This window comes from Mumia sp., from assembly GCF_028803055.1.
Classification (GTDB): Bacteria; Actinomycetota; Actinomycetes; order Propionibacteriales; family Nocardioidaceae; genus Mumia.
Window position 1 is genome coordinate 1 of the sequence record NZ_JARBCJ010000050.1, and the last position, 18,609, is coordinate 18,609.

General features: G+C 70.1%; 19 protein-coding genes and 1 pseudogene. 10 read left to right on the plus strand and 10 right to left on the minus strand.

Annotated features, from left to right (window positions below; translation table 11 throughout):
- Positions 1 to 595, minus strand: a 595-nt coding sequence (locus tag PV363_RS06955; protein ID WP_301021991.1) for a TIGR03557 family F420-dependent LLM class oxidoreductase, incomplete at its 3' end; no start/stop codon positions are given.
- A gap of 108 nt (positions 596 to 703) precedes the next feature.
- The gene (locus PV363_RS06960) at positions 704 to 1,351 is read right to left on the minus strand and encodes a TetR/AcrR family transcriptional regulator (RefSeq protein ID WP_220340970.1); all 648 of its coding nucleotides are present in this window, start codon (positions 1,349 to 1,351) and stop codon (positions 704 to 706) included.
- Between the two features lie 45 nt (positions 1,352 to 1,396).
- On the opposite strand from PV363_RS06960, the gene PV363_RS06965 reads away from it, so the two are divergent.
- Positions 1,397 to 3,199 carry a sugar phosphate isomerase/epimerase and 4-hydroxyphenylpyruvate domain-containing protein gene (locus tag PV363_RS06965; protein WP_220365562.1) on the plus strand — a complete coding sequence of 601 codons (1,803 nt, stop codon included), beginning with the start codon at positions 1,397 to 1,399 and terminating at the stop codon, positions 3,197 to 3,199.
- 10 nt (positions 3,200 to 3,209) lie between these two features.
- On the opposite strand, the gene PV363_RS06970 is transcribed toward PV363_RS06965, so the two are convergent.
- Complete coding sequence (locus PV363_RS06970) at positions 3,210 to 4,205, minus strand: LacI family DNA-binding transcriptional regulator (RefSeq protein WP_220340968.1); 996 nt, start codon at positions 4,203 to 4,205, stop codon at positions 3,210 to 3,212.
- Positions 4,206 to 4,282: 77 nt separating this feature from the next.
- Here PV363_RS06970 and PV363_RS06975 point away from each other — a divergent pair, with 77 nt between their 5' ends.
- The 6 genes from PV363_RS06975 to PV363_RS07000 all read left to right on the plus strand — a co-directional run bounded on the left by PV363_RS06975 (position 4,283) and on the right by PV363_RS07000 (position 9,780).
- Positions 4,283 to 4,858 (plus strand): TRAP transporter small permease, encoded by a 576-nt coding sequence (locus PV363_RS06975; RefSeq protein ID WP_220340967.1) that lies wholly within the window; start codon positions 4,283 to 4,285, stop codon positions 4,856 to 4,858.
- Positions 4,855 to 6,129 carry a TRAP transporter large permease gene (locus PV363_RS06980; RefSeq protein WP_220346721.1) on the plus strand — a complete coding sequence of 425 codons (1,275 nt, stop codon included), beginning with the start codon at positions 4,855 to 4,857 and terminating at the stop codon, positions 6,127 to 6,129. Before PV363_RS06975 ends, PV363_RS06980 begins: the two co-directional genes overlap by 4 nt.
- Positions 6,126 to 7,061: a shikimate dehydrogenase gene (locus PV363_RS06985; RefSeq protein ID WP_301021992.1), complete on the plus strand. Its 936-nt coding sequence runs from the start codon at positions 6,126 to 6,128 to the stop codon at positions 7,059 to 7,061. The genes PV363_RS06980 and PV363_RS06985 overlap by 4 nt, the downstream gene beginning before the upstream one ends.
- Positions 7,058 to 8,077 (plus strand): DctP family TRAP transporter solute-binding subunit, encoded by a 1,020-nt coding sequence (locus tag PV363_RS06990; RefSeq protein ID WP_220340964.1) that lies wholly within the window; start codon positions 7,058 to 7,060, stop codon positions 8,075 to 8,077. The genes PV363_RS06985 and PV363_RS06990 overlap by 4 nt, the downstream gene beginning before the upstream one ends.
- A complete protein-coding gene (locus tag PV363_RS06995) occupies positions 8,074 to 9,165 on the plus strand; it encodes a hypothetical protein (protein WP_220340963.1) in 1,092 nt (363 codons plus the stop codon). Before PV363_RS06990 ends, PV363_RS06995 begins: the two co-directional genes overlap by 4 nt.
- A gap of 123 nt (positions 9,166 to 9,288) precedes the next feature.
- The gene (locus PV363_RS07000) at positions 9,289 to 9,780 is read left to right on the plus strand and encodes a DUF4383 domain-containing protein (protein WP_255565878.1); all 492 of its coding nucleotides are present in this window, start codon (positions 9,289 to 9,291) and stop codon (positions 9,778 to 9,780) included.
- 27 nt (positions 9,781 to 9,807) lie between these two features.
- Here PV363_RS07000 and PV363_RS07005 read toward each other — a convergent pair whose 3' ends face one another.
- Entirely contained in the window at positions 9,808 to 10,368 is a 561-nt protein-coding gene (locus PV363_RS07005; RefSeq protein ID WP_220340962.1) for a hemerythrin domain-containing protein, read from the minus strand.
- Positions 10,369 to 10,511: 143 nt separating this feature from the next.
- On the opposite strand from PV363_RS07005, the gene PV363_RS07010 reads away from it, so the two are divergent.
- The gene (locus PV363_RS07010) at positions 10,512 to 12,299 is read left to right on the plus strand and encodes a thiamine pyrophosphate-requiring protein (RefSeq protein WP_301021993.1); all 1,788 of its coding nucleotides are present in this window, start codon (positions 10,512 to 10,514) and stop codon (positions 12,297 to 12,299) included.
- Between the two features lies 1 nt (position 12,300).
- Here PV363_RS07010 and PV363_RS07015 read toward each other — a convergent pair whose 3' ends face one another.
- The 4 genes and pseudogenes from PV363_RS07015 to PV363_RS07030 all read right to left on the minus strand — a co-directional run.
- A complete protein-coding gene (locus tag PV363_RS07015) occupies positions 12,301 to 13,281 on the minus strand; it encodes a hypothetical protein (RefSeq protein WP_301021994.1) in 981 nt (326 codons plus the stop codon).
- A 58-nt stretch (positions 13,282 to 13,339) separates the two neighbouring features.
- Complete coding sequence (locus tag PV363_RS07020) at positions 13,340 to 13,819, minus strand: GNAT family N-acetyltransferase (protein ID WP_301021995.1); 480 nt, start codon at positions 13,817 to 13,819, stop codon at positions 13,340 to 13,342.
- A gap of 4 nt (positions 13,820 to 13,823) precedes the next feature.
- The gene (locus PV363_RS07025; protein WP_366525455.1) at positions 13,824 to 14,426 is read right to left on the minus strand and encodes a hypothetical protein; all 603 of its coding nucleotides are present in this window, start codon (positions 14,424 to 14,426) and stop codon (positions 13,824 to 13,826) included.
- Positions 14,403 to 14,647: pseudogene (locus tag PV363_RS07030) on the minus strand (FAD-dependent monooxygenase); the annotation flags it as partial. The gene PV363_RS07025 and the pseudogene PV363_RS07030, both read right to left, overlap by 24 nt.
- Positions 14,648 to 14,735: 88 nt before the next feature.
- Here PV363_RS07030 and PV363_RS07035 point away from each other — a divergent pair.
- On the plus strand, positions 14,736 to 16,556 hold the full coding sequence (locus PV363_RS07035) for a glycoside hydrolase family 15 protein (protein WP_301021998.1): 1,821 nt from the start codon (positions 14,736 to 14,738) through the stop codon (positions 16,554 to 16,556).
- A gap of 27 nt (positions 16,557 to 16,583) precedes the next feature.
- On the opposite strand, the gene PV363_RS07040 is transcribed toward PV363_RS07035, so the two are convergent.
- Both PV363_RS07040 and PV363_RS07045 read right to left on the minus strand, forming a co-directional pair.
- Positions 16,584 to 17,063 (minus strand): hypothetical protein, encoded by a 480-nt coding sequence (locus PV363_RS07040; RefSeq protein ID WP_220340958.1) that lies wholly within the window; start codon positions 17,061 to 17,063, stop codon positions 16,584 to 16,586.
- A gap of 53 nt (positions 17,064 to 17,116) precedes the next feature.
- Complete coding sequence (locus PV363_RS07045; RefSeq protein ID WP_220340957.1) at positions 17,117 to 17,779, minus strand: TetR/AcrR family transcriptional regulator; 663 nt, start codon at positions 17,777 to 17,779, stop codon at positions 17,117 to 17,119.
- Positions 17,780 to 17,841: 62 nt separating this feature from the next.
- Between PV363_RS07045 and PV363_RS07050 the strand changes: the two genes are divergently transcribed.
- The coding region (locus PV363_RS07050; protein WP_301021999.1) for an oxygenase MpaB family protein at positions 17,842 to 18,609 on the plus strand (768 nt) is incomplete at its 3' end.

Consider the following 18,609-nt stretch of genomic DNA (forward strand, 5'->3'; position numbering starts at 1 on the left):
GCTCGATGATCTCGCTCTTGGGCTCGGTGGAGATCAGGTGGTCGGCCACCGGAGCGAACTGCTCGATCGACTTCGACCCCGACACGGCCACACCGATCTCCACCGGGTCGGAGGGAAGATCCCACACGCGGGCGGAGTCGACCTGGAAGTGCTGCCCGTCGTAGTCGACCAGCTCACCGCTGAACAGTTCCGTGATGATCTCGACCGCCTCGTACAGCATGGCGTGACGTTCGCGCGTCGCGGGCCAGCGTTCGCCGACCACGTGCTCGTTCAGGTTCTCTCCGGCACCGAGGCCGAGCGTGAAGCGCCCGTCGGAGAGCAGGCCCAGGGTCGCGGCTTTCTGCGCGACCACCGCGGGGTGGTAGCGGACGGTTGGGCAGGTCACGTACGTCATGAGCCCGACCCACTCCGTCGCGTGGGCGACCGCCCCGAGCATGCTCCACGCGTACGAGGCGTGCCCCTGCGTGTCGAGCCACGGGAAGTAGTGGTCGCTGGCCACCTCGAAGTCGAAGCCGACCCTCTCCGCCCTCACCGCGTAGTCGACCAGTGCCTTCGGTCCGGACTGCTCCGTCATCAAGGTGTAGCCGAACTGCACGAGATCCTCCTGGTGGTCCGATGAGGCGCCTCGAGGCAGCGCGCCGCCGTGAAGACGCCGGTACCCGAGGCGGTGGGGGTCAAAACCACGCCGGCCCGACGCCGCCCCTCAGCGCGCCGGCGTCGAGAGCCACGCGACGACGACGTCCCCGATCATCGAACGCAGCCTCGGTCGGGTGCTGTCGGCCAGGAGGTCGACGTCGAAGAGGTAGCCGAACGTGTACTGGTTCGCGACCTGGAACACGCAGTAGGCGCTGATGAGGAGATGGACGTCGAGGGCGTCGACGTCCTCACGGAAGCTCCCGTCCGCCATACCGCGCGAGAGGATCGTCTCGAGTACCTCCATCGCCGGCTTGCCCAGGTCGCGCAGCACCTCGAGCCGACGGATCCCGTCACCGCGGTGGATGTTCTCGATCGCGACCAGGCGCATGAAGTCCTGGTGCTCCACGTGGTGGTCGTACGTCAGCTCGGCAAGACGACGGATCGCGTCCACAGGCCCGAGGTCTCCGACCTCGAGGTGCTCCTCCGCGTCGCGGATGCCGCGGTACGCATGCTCGAGGACGGCGAGATAGAGCTGCTGCTTGCCGCCGAAGTAGTAGTAGATCATCCGCTTCGTCGTGCGGGTGCGCTCCGCGATGTCGTCGACGCGCGCCCCCGAATAACCGTCCTCGGCGAACGTCCGGGTGGCCACCTCGAGGATCTCGGCCTTCGTGCGCTCGGGGTCGCGTTGTCTCGGGACGGTGTCGTTCACGGCCATCAACTTACCCTCGCCAGGCTATGTACGAACTGGTACGTTCTGACGGTGCGCACCTCGATCGCCACCGTCTGCATCAGCGGAAGCCTCGTCCCCAAGCTCCACGCCTGCGCCGAGGCCGGGTTCGACGGGGTCGAGATATTCGAGCCCGACCTCGTCACGGCGTACGAGTCGCCGGAGGAGATCAGGACGCTCGCAGACCGGCTCGGGCTCTCACTCGACCTCTACCAGCCGTTCCGTGACGTCGAAGGCGTCGACGAGGTGGTGTTCGCCGACAACCTGCGGCGCGCGGAGAGCAAGTTCCGGCTGATGAACCGCCTCGGCATGGACCTCATGCTCGTGTGCAGCAACGTCGCCACCGCGACGATCGACTCGGACGAGGTGTCGGCCGAGCAGCTGCGCGCGCTCGGCGACCTCGCCGCGGCATACGGGGTGCGCGTCGCCTTCGAGGCACTGGCCTGGGGAAAGTACGTCGACGACTACCGGCGGGCCTGGCGAATCGTCGAACGCGCCGACCACCCGAACGTCGGCGTGTGCCTCGACTCCTTCCACATCCTGTCGCGCGGCCACGACCCCAGCGACATCGAGAAGATCCCCGGCGACAAGATCTTCTTCCTGCAGCTCGCCGATGCTCCAGCCCTCGACATGGACGTCCTGTCGTGGAGCCGCCACCACCGGCTGTTCCCGGGTGAGGGCAGCTTCGACCTCAGCGGCTTCCTCGGTCACGTCCTCGCCGCGGGATACACAGGGCCGTTGTCTCTCGAGGTGTTCAACGACGTCTTCCGCCAGACCGACGTCCGCCGTACGGCTGCGCACGCGCACCGCTCGCTGGTGTGGCTCGAGGATCAGGTCCGGCGTCTGGACGCCCCGGAACCGCTGCGCCCCCTGACCTCCGTCTCTCCCCCGCAGGCCTTCGACTTCGTCGAGCTGCGCGGCTCGGGCCTGGACGAGGTAGACCTGGTGCTCGAGCAGCTCGGCTTCACCTTCCGCGGACGGCACAGGACGAAGCCGGTGCGGCTCTGGTCCTCCGGTCGCGCCCGGGTGATCCTCAACGAGCAGCGCGACAACGACCGACCCGCGCACCTGGCCGCCTTCGGTCTTGAGGTCGCCGACGCCGACGCGGCGCTGGCACGCGCGCGCGAGCTGGCCGCTCCGCCGGTATTCCGCCAGACCCACGCCGGTGAGCAGGACCTGCCGGCGACGGCGGCGCCCGACGGCATGCAGATCCTCTTCAACGACAACGGGCCGGACCCCCGCTGGCTCGCGGAGTTCACCTACGGCGATCCCGAGAACGACGACGTGGCTCGCTCGATCGACCACGTCAACATCACCCAGCGCTGGCAGGACTTCGACGAGGCCGTGCTGTTCTACCAGAGTGTGCTGGGTCTGGAGGCCGAGCCGGCACGCGAGGTGGCGAGCCCGCGGGGGCTGGTCCGGAGCCAGGTCATGCGCACGCCCGACGGCTGTGTACGGCTCCCGCTGAACGTCGAGCCGCAGGCAGAGGAGCAGCGTACGCAGCACGTGGCGTTCTCCTCCACCGACGTCGTCGGTCTCGCCCGCGCCGCCCGCCGGCGAGGGCTGTCGTTCCTCCCGGTGCCGGACAACTACTACGACGACCTCCGCGCCCGCTTCGCTCTCGACGACGCGTTCGTCGCGCAGCTGCGAGAGCACGACCTGCTGTACGACGAGGACCCCGACGGCGGGTTCGTGCACTTCTACACACGCACCCTCGGCGACCTGTTCTTCGAGTTCGTCGAGCGCCGCGACGCGTACGACGGCTACGGCGCCGCGGCCGACGCGCCGGTCCGGCTCGCCGCACAGCGCGCTACGGCCCAGCACCCCGGCACCTGAGCGCGTCGCCTCACCGCGGGGCGACGGGACCCGTCGAGCCGCGCAGCACCAGCCCGGCCGGCACCACCAACCGAGGCGGTGTGCGCCTCGAGCCGCTGGGGCTCGTCCGGTCGAGCAGGAGCTCCACCGCGGCGCGTCCGACCTCGACGTGCGGGCCGCCCAGCGTGGTCAGGCTCGGGGTGCAGAGGTCGGAGGCGAAGATGTCGTCGAACCCGACCACGCTCACCTCCTCGGGGACGCGCACTCCGCGCTGCGCCAAGCGCTGGACGACGCCGATCGCCAGGAGGTCGTTGTGCGCGACGACCGCGCTCGCGCCGGTGGTCAGAGCGCTGTCGGCCGCGGCGCCACCCTGTGTCACCTTCGGCGTGAACGGCCCGACGCGCTGGGCGTCGACGCCGAGGTCGTCGGCTGCCGTCCGCAGAGCCGACCAGCGCATCGATGCCATCCACGAGTTGCGGGGACCGGCGAGGTAGACCAGACGCCGGTGCCCGAGCGAGACCAGGTGCTCCACGATCTGACGGCACCCTTGCACGTGATCGAGCACGACACTGGGGAGCCCGGTGAGCTCGCGGTTCATGAGCACCACCGGGCGCTGGGCCGCGATCTGCTCGAGGTTCTCGTCGGGAAGCCGGCTCGCGGCGAGGACGAAGCCGTCGACCGAGCTGACCAGGCGCTGGATCTGGTCGTACTCGATCCTCGGCGACTCCTCGGCATTGACCAGCACGAGCGTGTACTCCGACGCCTTGGCTCGTAGCTCGGCGCCACGGATCAGCTCGAAGTAGTGCGGGTTGGTGATGTCGGAGACGACCATCGCGACAGTGTGGTGACGCCCGGACAACAACGCTCGCGCGTGCGGGTTTGGCCGATAGCCGAGCTCGGCAGCCACCGCGAGGACGTGCTCGCGGGTGGACGCGTTGACCCGGCCCGGGGTCGAGAAGGCGCGCGAGACGGTCGAGGTCGCCACTCCGGCGACGGCAGCGACGTCGTAGATCGTCGGTACGGGCACCCGCCCACTCAAGCCGGATGGCAACCGGATGGCAACCCCTTGCCATCCGGTTGCCGTTCTCCCTAAGTTCGCCTGCTATGACCGAAGTCACACCGCAGCCGCAGGGCTGGGGACGGGGGAAGGCGTTCTTCGACGCCCCGCCGCGATGGCTCGCCCGCACGATCCGCGCCGCCACCGCCATCGAGCTCGCGATCGGCATCGCGGCCCTGCTGCTGATCTTCTTCCTCGTCATGGCGCAGGCCGCCCAGCGCTACCTGCCCGTCGACGGCTGGCCCTGGACCGGCGAGCTCGCCCGCTTCTGTCTCGTGTGGCTGACCTTCGTCGTCGCGGGCGTCCTCGTCACGACCGACTCGCACATCGCGATCGAGATGGTCGACGCGGTTGGCAACGAGGTCGTACGTCGGCTGGTTCGCGTCATCTCGTGCCTCGTCGTGGCCGCGGTCGGGATCGGCCTCACCGTCGAGGCGTGGTCGCTGATCGAGAGCCAGGGCATCCTCAAGTCCCCCGCGATGCGGATGCCGATGTCGTGGTTGTACGCGGTCTCGCTCGTCGGCTTCGTCAGCATGACGGTGCGTGCCACGGTGGCGGCGGTCCAGTACGCCGTCGTCGGCGTCCCCCAGGACGAGACGCAGACGGAGGCACCGGTCGCATGAGCCTGCTGGTCCTCGGCCTCCTGATCACGCTCCTGCTCGTGATCCGGGTCCCGATCGCCTTCGCGTTCATCGGCCCGTCGATGCTCTATCTGCTCACCAACGACTTGTCGGTCGGCCTCGCGCTGCGCCTCGTCGCCCAGTCCACGGCAAGCTTCCCGCTTCTGGCGGTGCCGCTGTTCATCCTGCTCGGGACCCTGGCCAACCACGCAGGGATCGCCGATCGCCTCTTCGACTTCGCGCTCGCCCTGCTCGGCCGGGTCCGCGGCAGCCTCGGTTACGTCAGCGTCGGGGTGAGCGTGGGCTTCTCCTGGATGAGCGGATCGGCCGTGGCGGACGCCGCTGCGCTCGGCAAGGTCCAGATCCCGGCGATGCTGCGCGCCGGCTACTCCAGGAAGTTCGCGCTGGGTGTCACTGGCGCCGCGTCGCTGATCGCGCCCGTGATGCCGCCGAGCATCCCTGCCGTCGTCTACGCCGGGCTCGCCGCAGTCTCCACCGGTGCACTCTTCGCGGCATCGGTGGTGCCGGCGCTCTTGATGGCCGTCGGGTTGTGTGTCGTCGTGTTCCTCTGGGTTCGTCGTGACCCCAACATCGAGCGCACGCAGTTCAGTGGGGCGCGCGTGTGGGAGACGGGCAAGCGCGTCATCGCTCCGCTCGGCGCGCCGGTCATCATCCTCGGCGGCATCCTTGGCGGCGTCTTCACCCCGACCGAGGCCGCCGCCGTCGGCGTCGCCTACATGGCGGCCCTCGGCTTCGCCTACCGCACCCTCACGGTGCGGGACCTGCCGAAGGTGCTCACCGAGGCCGTCCTGACCAGCGGCGCGATCATGCTCATCGTCGCCTCGGCCAACCTGCTCGGTTACATCTTCGCCCGCGAGGGGGTCGCGAAGGACCTCTCGGCCTGGGTCCTCGACCTCACCTCGAGCCCGACGGTCTTCCTGCTGCTCGTCCTGCTGCTCTCGCTCATCCTCGGTACGGCGCTCGACGCCATCGCCGTCCTCACGCTCGCCGTCCCGATCCTTCTCCCGATCGCCGCGGTGTACGACGTGGACCCGATCGCGCTCGGAGTCCTGATGATCCTGTCGCAGATGATCGGGCTGCTCACTCCGCCGGTGGGCACGGTCATCTTCGTCCTCCAGGCGATCGCGAAGGCCCGCATGTCGGAGGTCTTCTGGGGCGCGCTGCCGTTCATGGTGCCGTTGCTCCTTCTCTGCGTCGCCATCATCTTCTGGCCTGACGCGATCCTCTACCTCCCTCAGAAGCTGGGGCTGTGAGGTCTCGTGCGGCTGATGGCCGCGAGTCGGTCCTCGTCGCGCTCCTTGGCCAAGGGGTCGGTCCGTCGCTGACACCACCGATGCACGAGCGCGAGGCCGACCGGCACGGACTGCGCTACGTCTACAAAGTGGTCGACCTCGACGACCGGCAGGTGGGCGCCGACCACCTGCGGCAGCTGCTCGACGCCGCGGTCGAGCTCGGCTTCGACGGTCTGAACGTCACCCATCCGATCAAGCACACGATGATGCCACTGGTCGACGAGCTCGGGCCCGAGGTCGAGCGCATCGGCGCCCTCAACACCGTCCTGGTGCGCGACGGCCGCACCGTCGCCCACAACACCGACCTCACCGGGTTCACCCGCGCGTTCCGCGAGGGGCTCCCGGACGCCGACCTGACCGACGTGGTGCTGCTCGGAGCGGGCGGAGCAGGGACGGCGGTCGCGCACGCCCTCTCGGACCTCGGCGCCATCACACTGCACGTCGTCGACCCGGACCTTGCTCGCGCCGACGGTCTGCGGGCGTCGCTGACCGCGGCGGGCAGCGGTCTCGACGTGCGGACGTCGGATCCCGGCGCGTTGGAGTCGGTGCTGACCACCACATCGGGAGTCGTCAACGCCACGCCCGTCGGAATGGCCCACCACCCCGGCTCGCCCGTGCCGGACACGTTGCTCACCCCGCGGCTGTGGGTGGCCGACATCGTCTACCGCCCCCTCACGACCGAGCTGCTCCGTACTGCGCGAGCACGCGGCTGCTCCACCCTCAGCGGTGCCGGGATGGCGGTCAACCAGGCCGCCGACACCTTCGAGCTCCTCACCGGCAGACCCGCTCACCGCGAGGAGATGTTCCGCGACTTCGACGAGATGGTCTCGTCCGAGGTCGCCGACACCCCCGTCCCACCGTCTCGGGAGACCTCCGGAGAAAGGAACCCATGACCATGTCCGCAGAGAAGCTCCGCCGAACCACGGCACTCGCCGTCTGGGCCGTCGTCCCCGTCCTCGCTCTCACCGCCTGCGGTGGAGACGGGGACGAGGGCGGCGGTGACGTCGAGCTCACGCTCGCCCACAGCTACACCGAGAACCAGCCACAGCACCGTTGCGGTGCGCAGGTGATCGCCGACGAGGTCGAGAAGTCGGACGTCGGCCTCACGATCGCGCTGCACCCCAACAGCGAGCTCGGCGGTGACGCGGACCGGATCAGCTCGGTCGTCTCGGGAGACATCGACATCGACATCCAGGGCGCATCGGCACTCGGGGCGGTGTACGAGCCGATCGCGGTGCTCGACGCTGCCTACGCCTTCGACGACGCCGACCACCTGGCGACGTTCTTCGAGAGCGACGCGTCCGGGGACGTTCTCGACGGCTTCAAGGAGGAGACGGGCGTGTCCACGCTCGGCGCCTGGTCGGCCGGGATGCGTCAGTTCACCGCCAACGAGCCGATCCGCACACCCGATGACCTCGAGGGTCTGCGCATGCGCTTTCCCGCGTCCCCGCAGTTCCTGATGAACGCGAAGGCGCTCGGGGCGAACGCGACCGAGGTGGCGTACGAGGAGCTGTTCCTCGCCCTGCAGCAGGGCACCGTCGACGGACAGGAGAACCCGATCGTCAACATCGACGCGGTCAGCCTGGACGAGGTGCAGGACTACCTGAGCATGTCGTCGCACCAGGCCAACTCGAACCTGGTGATCGTTGGTCAGCGGTGGGACGAGCTGTCCGACGAGCAGCAGGAGGCGCTCGAGTCGGCGGTCGACGCCGCGGTCGAGCAGGTACCCGGGTGCGTCGAGGAGGACGAGCAGAAGAAGCTCGCCGAGTGGAAGGAGAGCGGTTCGCTCAAGGTCGTGGAGGACGTGGATGTCGACGCGTTCCGTACGAAGGCCGACGCCTACCTCCGCGACAACTTCGACGACGAGCAGCTCGCCGTGTACGAGGCGATCAGGGGCACGGCTGGATGACGGGCGAGGGGGAGGTTCAGACGTTCGCGGGCCCTGTGGCGGTGGAGGACCTCGGTGTCACGCTGATCCACGAGCACGTCTTCGTGGGTCACCCGGAGCTGGACCTGAACTTCCCCCACCCCGAGTGGGACGAGGCCAGGTCGGTCGAGGTCGCCGTCGCGGGCTTCGACCGGCTCTGGGACCTCGGGGTACGGACGGTGGTGGATCTCACCGTGCTCGGTCTCGGACGCGACGTGGCACGGGTCGCCGCGGTGGCTGCGCGGACGCCGGTGAACCTGGTCGCGTCGACGGGCTACTACACCTCGGACGCCCTGCCACCCTTCTTCCACACCCACGGTCCCGGCCTGCTCGTCGGCGGGCCCGATCCGCTCGTCGAGATGTTCGTGCGCGACATCGAGGAGGGGATCGCCGGCACCGGGATCCGGGCGGGCATGCTCAAGGTGGTGACCGACCGCCCGGGGCTGACGCCGGACGTGACCCGGGTGATCACCGCCGCCGCAGTGGCGCACCAGCAGACGGGAGTGCCCGTCACCACCCACACCAACGCCGCGTCGCAGAACGGCCGTGAGCAGCTGGCTCTGCTCTCTCGGCACGGGGTCGCTCCGGAACGGGTGATCGTCGGCCACTGCGGGGACTCCGAGGACCTCGGCTACCTCCGCGAGCTTGCCGACACGGGCGCCACCCTCGGGATGGACCGGTTCGGGATGGAGCACGTGCTGGAGGACGAGCGTCGTGTCCGGACGGTCCTGGCGCTGCTGGAGCGCGGCTACGCCGACCGTCTCGTGCTGTCGCACGACGCCGCGTTCTTCAGCCGCGTGACACCGCCGAGCTGGAGAGCGCGGCACGTGCCGAACTGGCACATGGAGAACCTTCCTCGGCGGATCCTCCCGATGCTGCGTTCGGGCGGGGCGAGCGACGAGGACCTGCACCAGATCCTCGTCACCAACCCCGCCCGGCTGCTGGCAACCGGCCCCCGCCTTCCCGCCAGGCGACCGTCTCACGGGCGGTCACGCGAGCAGGAGCATCAGGCCCTCGACGAGGAGGGCAGGCACGGTCGTGAGGACGCAGGCGACCAGCGCAGAGCGTGACGCCATGGCGCGGAGGCGTCGGTCTGCGGAGCCGCGCTCCTGGTCGCACCCCGTGAGGTGTCAAGGACGGAACGGGGGGTAGTGGGTGCGTACAGAGAGCACGACAAACGGAAGAGGAAGATCATGACGAACCAACCGGCAGGCAACCGCGCCCATGACGGCGACTCCGACGCCAAGACCATCCGCACGCTGACGATGGTCGTCGCTGCTGTCTTCCTACTCATCGGCATTCTCGGCTTCATCCCGGGGATCACGACGAACTACGACACGATGACCTTCGCCGGGCACGAGAGCAACGCGAAGCTCCTGGGCATCTTCGAGGTCTCGATCCTGCACAACATCGTTCACCTGCTGTTCGGCGTCGTGGGGCTCTGGGCGGCGCGTGCCGCGCGGACCGCGGTCCTGTACCTCATCGCCGGCGGCGTCATCTACCTTCTGCTCTGGATCTACGGGTTGGTCATCGACCACGACGACAGCGCGAACTTCATCCCCGTCAATGACGCCGACAACTGGCTCCACCTCGTCCTCGGCGTCGGGATGGTGGCTCTGGGGCTCTACGGGCGACGCGCGCTCGACAGCCACAGGGGAACGAGCCCTCGCACCACCGGCCGGTGACTCGTCGCGGAGCGTTCGACTCTGCGGTCAGTCACGCAGGGCCGAACGCACCGCGTCCCGCGTCCGATCGACGAGGGACGCGAGCGGGCCGGTGACAACGTGCGCCGCCGGCGACTCGACTCCCGGGTGCGGCCGGGTGGGGGCGATTTTCTCGGCAGCCCGGACCGCCCCCGCCATGCGGCGCAGCTCGTCAGGCTCCACGTGCCGGCGCAGCAGCGGAAACTCCTTGCGTTCCTCGTTGCCGGCGTGGTGCAGCACCATCTCGTGCAGCATCGCGAACCTGACCCGGAACTCGGGGTCTGTCACGTCCATGTCGTCGAGCCGTGCCAACAACTCCTTCGACTCCCTCTCCTCCGCGAGGCGATCGCGAGCAACGGTCTCGCCCTCATCGCTCTGCCGCTTGGCGAGCGGGTGGACGATCATCTCCTCGGCGGTCTCGTGGACGGCGAGGAACGCCCGCAGCTCGTCGAACCGCTCCTTGCGCGTGCCGTCGCCCGAGACCTCGACCTCACGGAAGAGCACGCGGATCCGATCGTGCTGCGCCAGCAGCAGGTCGACGACGTCCAGCTCGGTCTCCTCGGCGGCCATGGCGTCCTCCTCGTCTCGGTGGGACCCTCCGGTTCCCCTCGTGCCCGTGGTCATGCGCGGGCCGCGTGTCGGGCGATTCTGTCCCGCTGCCCTGGGTACCGGGCCCGGGAACGCCATCGACTGCCGAGCCGAGGAGATGCCCAATGAGCGACGAGACGTTGGTGGCCGACTTCCTCGTGGAGCGGTTGCGCGCATGGCGGGTGCCTCGCGTGTTCGGCTACTCGGGGGACGGCATCAACCCGTTCATGGGTGCCCTGCGACGGGCCGCGGGAGACCCTGAGTTCGTGCCGGCGCGCCACGAGGAGACCGCCGCGTGCATGGCCACCGGGCACGCCAAGTTCAGCGGCGGCGTCGGGGTGTGCCTGGCCACCCAGGGGCCCAGCGCGGTGCACCTGCTCAACGGCCTGTACGACGCCAAGCTCGACCACGTGCCCGTCGTGGCGCTGGTAGGGCAGCAGCAGACGACCGTCCTCGGATCGGAGTACCAGCAGGAGATCGACCTCCAGGTGCTCTTCACCGAGGTCGCGCGCGACTTCGTCCAGACCGTCATGTCGCCGGAGCAGGTGCCGGTCGTCGTGGACCGGGCGTTCCGCACGGCACTCGAGCGACGGTCGCCGTGCGTGGTGATCCTCCCCCACGACGTCCAGACCGGCATGCTTCCTGCCGAGCCGCCGCAGGAGCACGGAATTGTCGTGAGCGCACCCCGCTGGTCGCCCGCCCGCGTCGTCCCTGAGGATGTGCAGCTCGCGGCCGCGGCGGAGGTCCTCAACGCCGGAGCACGGGTCGCGCTGCTCGTCGGCCAAGGTGCCCGCGACGCCGGTGACGAGGTCCGCGCCCTCGCCGAGCACCTCGGAGCGGGAGTGACGACCAGCCTCCTGGGCAAGCCGTGGTGGGACGAGACCCTCCCGTACAGCTGTGGCGTGATGGGACACCTGGGCACCACCGCCTCGGGATGGCTGATGGAGCAGTGCGACACGCTGGTGATCATCGGCTCGGACGATCCCTGGAGCGAGTTCTATCCCCCGCCCGGCGCCGCCCGAGCCGTGCAGGTCGACATCGACGGCCGGAACCTCGGCCACCGCTATCCCGTCGAGGTGGGTGTGCGGGGCGACGCGGCAGAGACGCTGCGGCGTCTCCTCCCGATGCTCGAGGGCCGTGCGGGCGACGATCCGTGGCGGAGCAGCGTCGCCGAGCAGGTCACCCGCTGGCACGACATCCGGCAGCGTCGTGCGGCCCGTCCGGCCGACCCGCTCAACCCCGAGGCGGTCGTCCACCACCTCAGTGCGCACCTTCCCGGCGACGCCCTCGTCAGCGTCGACGTCGGGTCGGTGACGTACTGGTACGCCCGCCACCTGATGTTGCCCCACGGCGTCCCGGCCCATCTCTCCTCCACCCTCGCGAGCATGGGATCGGGTCTCCCGTACGGCCTCGCCGCCAAGCTGGACCAGCCAGGACGACCGGTCGTCGCTCTCGTCGGTGACGGCGCGATGCAGATGAACGGGATCAACGAGCTCGTCACCGTGGCTCGGTCCTGGCCGGAGTGGGATGATCCGCGGTTCGTCGTGCTGGTCCTGCACAACGGGGATCTGGCCGAGGTCACGTGGGAGCAGCGCGAGACCGAGGGCGAGCCTCGGTACGAGGCCAGCCAGTCGCTCCCCGACTTCCCGTACGCCGCCTACGCGGAACTCCTCGGGCTGGAGGGCATCCACCTCACCTCGCCCGACGAGATCGACGCCGCGTGGGAGCGCGCTCTTGCCGCAGACCGGCCCGTCGTCATCGAGGCGATGGTCGACCGCGACCAGCCGCTGCTGCCTCCGTTCCCTGGTGGTCGCGAGAAGCTGGACAGCTTCCGGCGCGGTCTCCACGCGGAGGGCGAGTCCGGTCGTCACGCCCGGGAGCTCCTGGAGCAGCAGGTGGCGGACGAGGAGTGACCTACGGGAGGCGGTCGATCGCCCGCTGCGCCGTCGCCTCGGCGCGTTCGGCCGAGGTCCGGGCCTGACGCGCCTCTCTCACGTCGCGCTGGGCGGCGGCGATGTCGTGCTCCAGCCGAGCGAGCTCGTCCTGCAGCGCCGTACGCCGCTGCTCGAGGTCGTCGAGCGCTCCGCGGGCCGATGTCGTCTGTTGCTCGGCCTGCTCGATCGCCCGGCGAGCAGCCACCAGGCGGTCCTCGGCGTCCGACCTCCTGCGCTCGGCTCGACGTCGCTCCTCCGCCGCCCTCGCGGCTGCCTTCTCCTCGGCCTTGGCTGCAGCCTTCTCCGCCGCCGTGTCCTCGACCCTCTCCTCCGGTTCCTCGCGCCGGGCCGGCTTCTTCTTCTCCGGCGGCGCCTTCCTCGGCCTGGCCTTCCTGATCGGCGCGGGCTGCGTCGGCGACGGCGCGCGACGTGGGCGCTCGGCGACCTCTCCGACCGATTCCGGCAACGCCACCTTGCCGTCGAGCTCCACCGGCTCGAGCCCGGTCGCCACGAGCGCGTCGACCAGCAGGCCGGTGTCCAGCGCCGCCGCGGCGGCGGCGTCGGTGAGCGCGGCGTTCAAGGTCTGTGCGACCTCGTCCGCCCCCGGACCTCCGAGTGGGTCGCCCGCCTCGTCCGCGAGACGGCGTGCCTCGGCCACCAGGCCGGCCACCAGATCACGCCGGCGCGAGGCGAGGGCCCGCAGCTCCGCGCCGGCCAGACGGTCCTGCGCGGACCTGAGCTCCGCGCCCAGGGCCTGCAGCGCGTCGAGCCGTCCGGGATCGGCACGGACGAGCAGGTTGGTCGCCCACGCCGACTTCGTCGGTTTGCGCAGCCGCCCGATGCGGCGAGCCGACGAGGCGTCGCCGTCGGCCCGGGCCTCCTTCGCGTACGCCGTGCGAGCGCCCACGAAGTCGGCGGGCAGCGTCACGTACAGTGCCTGCGCCACCTCGTCGACGTTCACTCCGCCACCATGGCACGAGCCGACCCGGCAGGGTCTGCCTGCCGGGATCGCAACCGGGTCAGACGGCCGCCGTCGCGGCGATCACGCGCGTCATGAACGTGCTGTTCGGGTCCTCGCGGTAGGAGCCGAAGGGGTCGCACACGACGAAGCCGGACGAGGCGTACAGCGCGCGGGCAGGCGCGAAGAACTCCATGCTCCCCGTCTCCAGCGAGATCCGTCGGACCCCCCGGTCACGCGCGTCGGCGAGGAGGTGCGTGAGGAGACCGCGGGCCACTCCCCGGCCGCGGTGGCGGGGGTCGGTCCGCATGCTCTTGAGCTCCTCGTGCTCGGGCTCGAGCTCCGCGAGCGCTGCCGTCCCGACGATCTGGTCTCCGTCGCACGCCACCCACATCCGCACCGACGGCCGCCTCAGACCGTCGAGGTCGAGGGCGTGCCGGCTGCACGCAGGGGCGGTCGGTGCAAGGTCGTCGAGGTGCGCCTGGAGGAAGGCGGAGAGGCCGGGGTCGGCGAAGTCCGCACGATGGATCTGCGTCGTCACCGGCTCATGCTCGTACGCCGATGTTTCCGTCGCGTGAACTCCCGCCGAGCACCGTCCGGAGGTAGTCGTCGACCGCGCTCAGGTCCGCCGCGTCGACCCGGTGACCGAGGTAGCCGTCGGGGCGGACGAGCAGCTGCGTGCTCCGCCTCGGATCGAGACCCATGCCTTGGCGCAGGCCCTCCGAGACATTCAGCTGACGAGCGCGGACCATCCCTGGCCAGCGACTCTCCAGTGCCCGCACCGCAGGCGTGGACCAATGGTCCCCAGGCCCGCACAGGAGGAGCGTGAACGCCGTCGGCGACAGGCTCTGCTGGAGGCGGAGGGGCCGACCGTCCACGACCACAGGGCCGTCCGGCAGCGGACCGTTGCGATAACCCACGTCGAGCTCGGCAAGCGCCCGGAACGCCGCTCGACGGATCGCCGGGACCCTGGTCAGCAGTGGCAGCACCGCCGTCGCGACACGTGGCCGCAAGGCGCGCAGCGGAGCCCTCGAGGAGGTGGCAAGACGGAAGGCGCGGCCTGTCGTTCGCAGCACACCGCGGGCGACCGGGAGGCGCTCGTCGGCGTAGGAGTCCAAGAGCGCCTCGCCTGCCTCCCCCCGGCACACGAGCGCCAGCTTCCAGCCGAGGTTCACCGCGTCCTGGATCCCGGTGTTCATGCCCTGGCCCCCGCCGGGCTCTGGATGTGCGCCGCATCGCCCGCGAGCAGGACCCGACCGTGGCGCAGGCGGTCGACGCAGCGCTCCGAGATCGAGACGTCGGTGAGCCAGGCCGGGTCGCGGACGACGACGGCCACGTCGACGTCAGAGCCCGGCTCGGGATCGCTCATGGCTCGAGACTAGGTCCGTCAGGTCGGCGTGCCGCAACCTTGTTCGTCGCTAGGCTGACGACTCCACGCGACGGAGCGGAGTGGACCGATGGCCGGACGGATCGAGGACTACGCGATCATTGCCGACACGAAGACGGTCGCCCTGGTGGAGCGTGGCGGGTCGATCGACTGGTGGTGCGTGCCGCGGATCGACTCCGGGGCGTGCTTCGCCGCTCTTCTCGGTGACGAGAGCAACGGGCGGTGGTTGCTCTGCCCGGACGAGGAGATCGTCTCCGTCCGGCGCTGGTATCGCCACGACACCCTCGTCCTCGAGACCGAGTTCGAGACCGCGAGCGGAACGGTTGCGGTCGTCGACTTCATGGCCCCACCCGACGAGCAGTCCCGGATCTTTCGCATCGTCGAAGGACGTGACGGAACAGTGCCGATGAAGATGGAGCTCGTCGTGCGCTTCGACTACGGGTCGATCGTCCCATGGGTCAACCACGTGCCCGGCGGGCAGACGCTCGTAGCGGGCAGCGACGGTCTGCGGTTCCACGCGGGAGTGCCGGTCAAGGGCGAGGGCATGAAGACGGTCGCTTCCTTCTCGTGCCGTGCGGACCAGCAGGTCGGGTTCTCTCTCGCCTGCTATGACGCGCAGACCTCGCCTCCGCTCCCCCTCGACGCCCATGCCGCGCGTGCTCGGGCCGAGAGCTGGTGGCGCGACTGGGCAGGACGCTGCACGTACGACGGCGAGTGGGGCGACGAGGTGCTGCGTTCGCTCCTCACCCTCAAGGCCCTCTCGTACTCACCGTCCGGCGCGATCGCGGCGGCCGCCACCACGTCGCTGCCCGAGCTCGTCGGCGGCGTCCGCAACTGGGACTACCGCTACTCGTGGTTGCGCGACGCCTCCTTCGCACTGCAGGCCCTCGTGCTCAGCGGGTACGCCGAGGAGGCACAGGCGTGGTACCGGTGGCTGCGCCGTGCTGTCGCCGGCAGCCCGGGCGACTTCCAGATCATGTACGGCGTCGCAGGAGAGCGCCGGCTCACCGAGATCGAGCTCGACTGGCTGCCGGGCTACGAAGGGTCACGTCCGGTCCGGGTCGGCAACGCCGCGAGCTCGCAGGTCCAGCTCGACGTCTACGGCGAGGTTCTCGACGCCACCTGGACGGCGGTCCAGGCCAACCTCGTGACCCATGCCGAGGACCTCCCCGTGCTGGGGCACCGGCAGGACGCGATCCTTCCTGCCCTGATGGAACACCTCGAGCGGGTGTGGGAGGACCCCGACGACGGCATCTGGGAGATCAGAGGGCCACGCCGTCAGTTCGTCCACTCCAAGGTCATGGTGTGGGTGGCGTTCGACCGGGCGGTCCGTATCGCCGAGCACCTCATGCTCGGCGACGCCGTCCCGCTTGAGCGGTGGACCGAGCTCCGCGACACCGTGCACGCCGACATCTGCAACAAAGGATGGAACGCCGACAAGAACAGCTTCGTGCAGTTCTACGGCGCGGACGTCGTGGACGCATCCCTCCTGATGCTGCCGCGTGTCGGGTTCCTCCCTCCCGACGACCCGCGGATCCTCGGGACCATCGACGCCATCCAGGCGGACCTGCTCGTCGACGGAGTGCTGCTTCGCTACCCGACCCGAGCCGCCGACACCGTCGACGGGCTGCCGCCGGGCGAGGGGGCGTTCCTCATGACGACGTTCTGGCTCGTCGACGCCCTCGCGCTGGTCGGTCGGCACGAGGAGGCTCGGGCGCTCTTCGAGCGGCTGCTCGACCTGCGCAACGACGTCGGTCTCCTGTCGGAGGAGTACGACCCCAAGGCGGAGCGGATGCTCGGCAACTTCCCGCAGGCGTTCTCCCACCTCGGTCTCGTCGTCTCTGCCGCCAACCTTTCGTCGGGCGCGGCGGGTCCGTTCGGCGACCTCTGACGGCAGGGCCGAGGCCCACCCTGTCGCTCAGCACCTGCCGACGAGGGTGAAGGCGGTCTTCTCGGCGCCGGGGCGCGAGAGACTTCCCTGTCCGAACGCGTTCAGCGTGCCATTGTCCGAGACCTGGACCGACGCGACGTCGCCCTCGAACTCGATGCCGCCGGTGACCTTGACCGTGCCCGTACCGCCGCTGATGTCGGCGGTCACCGTGGTGCCCTCGTCGGTGAACGTCACCTTCAGCGTCGCGTCGTCGGGGCTCTGGCACTCCGAGGCCCGACCATCGACGTCGACGGAGTCGTCAGTGGTGTCGAGCTCGAACTCTCCGGCCTCGTCCTCCGACTCGAGGGTCGCGGTCGCGGTCGCGCCCGGGGACGGCTCCGTCGTGTCCGTCGCGGTCGCCGTGGGCTGGGCCTGGTCGTCAGGATCGTCGTCGTCGTCGCTGCACGCGGCGGTCGCGAGCAGGACGAGTACGGCGGACGCCGCGGCAACGGCGCGAGACATGGACATGGAGCCTCCTGAGCGTCGTGCTGTGCAGGACCCCTAGCCTCGCCGACGGCACGTCATCGTGCATCCGGAGCGGGCGGGGCGCCGAGGTAGCCGAGACAGAGCCGCACCAGCTCGTCGAGGAGCGCCTCCCGAGGGATCGGCGGGCGGTCGAGCACCCACCGGACGGCGAGGTTCTCCAGAGCCAGCACGAGCACCCATGCCACGACGGTCGGTCGTCGGTCGAGAGCCGGGCCCGCACGTGCGGCCAGGTACGCACCGACGAGATCCTGCACGCGTCGCTCGAGCGTGGTGCGTCGTGCGGCGTTCTGCCTCGCCGGCAGCTCCTCGAACACCAGCCTCAGCAGCTCGGCGTTCTCCTCGAGGGCGGTCAGCAGAGCGTCGGCGCACGCACGCACCATCGACGGACCGACCTCGCCGAGCCGGTCCGCCAGCGCGGCGGCCACCTGGTCCGAGACCTCGTCGGCGTAGCGCTCGACGATGGCGGCGACGATGGCGTGCTTGTTCGGGAAGTACTGGTAGAGCGAGCCCGGGCTGATGCCCGCCGCGTCGGCGACACGGTTGGTCGAGAAGGCGTCGTACCCGTCGCGCAGGAGCACCGCCCGACCGGAGGCGAGGATCCTGTCGACGGTGGCGCGAGATCGCGCCTGACGCGGCTGCTTGCGCGCCTGGAGCACCGCGTCGGCGGATCCGTACGCCGGAGGTCCGGAGGCAGCCATGCCCGCATCGTAGGCGCTGACGCGACTGGTATGCGAGTTGTAACTCGCGTCACGATGGGAGCATGACGACGCTCGAGAGCACCGCCGCGGGTCCCGACTCCCCCACGTTCCCCAGCCGCTTCCGTGAGGCGGAGGAGCGCGGGGCCCGCATCGCGCGACCCTTGCGACTGTTCGGACGGGTGGCGGCCGTCGACGAGGCGCTGATGACCCGGATCGGCGCGGGATTCCTCGAGCGCGACGAGGTCGGTCAGCGGCTGGCCGAAGCGATGCGGATGCGAGCGGGTGATCCACGACGGGTGTCGATGAGCGACTTCCACGCCCGTCTCCGCGACCCTTCCGCCGTGCCCGATGCTCCTGAGGCGATGACGGACTTCTTCTCGTGCGTCGAGGCGACGCCGGAATGGGTCGATCATGAGCTGATCGCGCGGGCCGGGCGGCTGCAGCGGCGTTTCGGCCGCAACGCCGCCGACGTCCTCCTTCAGCTCTCGCTCATCGGCGGCTACCGCTTCGGAGGGCCGACCGACCTGCTGGTCGCCACGGGCGGACTGACCGGCGAGATGACCCGGCGCCGGCTCGCGGAGACTCAGAAGTGGGCCGTCGCCCTGGCGCAGCCCGACGCACTCCTTCCCTACGGGGAGGGCTGGCGCCTCACCGTGCACGTCCGCGCGATGCACGCCCTGGTCAACCACACGTTCGAGCCCACCTGGGACGTCCCTCGCTGGGGCCTGCCGATCAACATGACCGATCAGGCGGCCACGCTCGGCCTGTTCGACGGTGTCCTCCTGATCGGCGTGAGAGCGCTCGGCGTCCCGGTGACACGGGACGAGGCG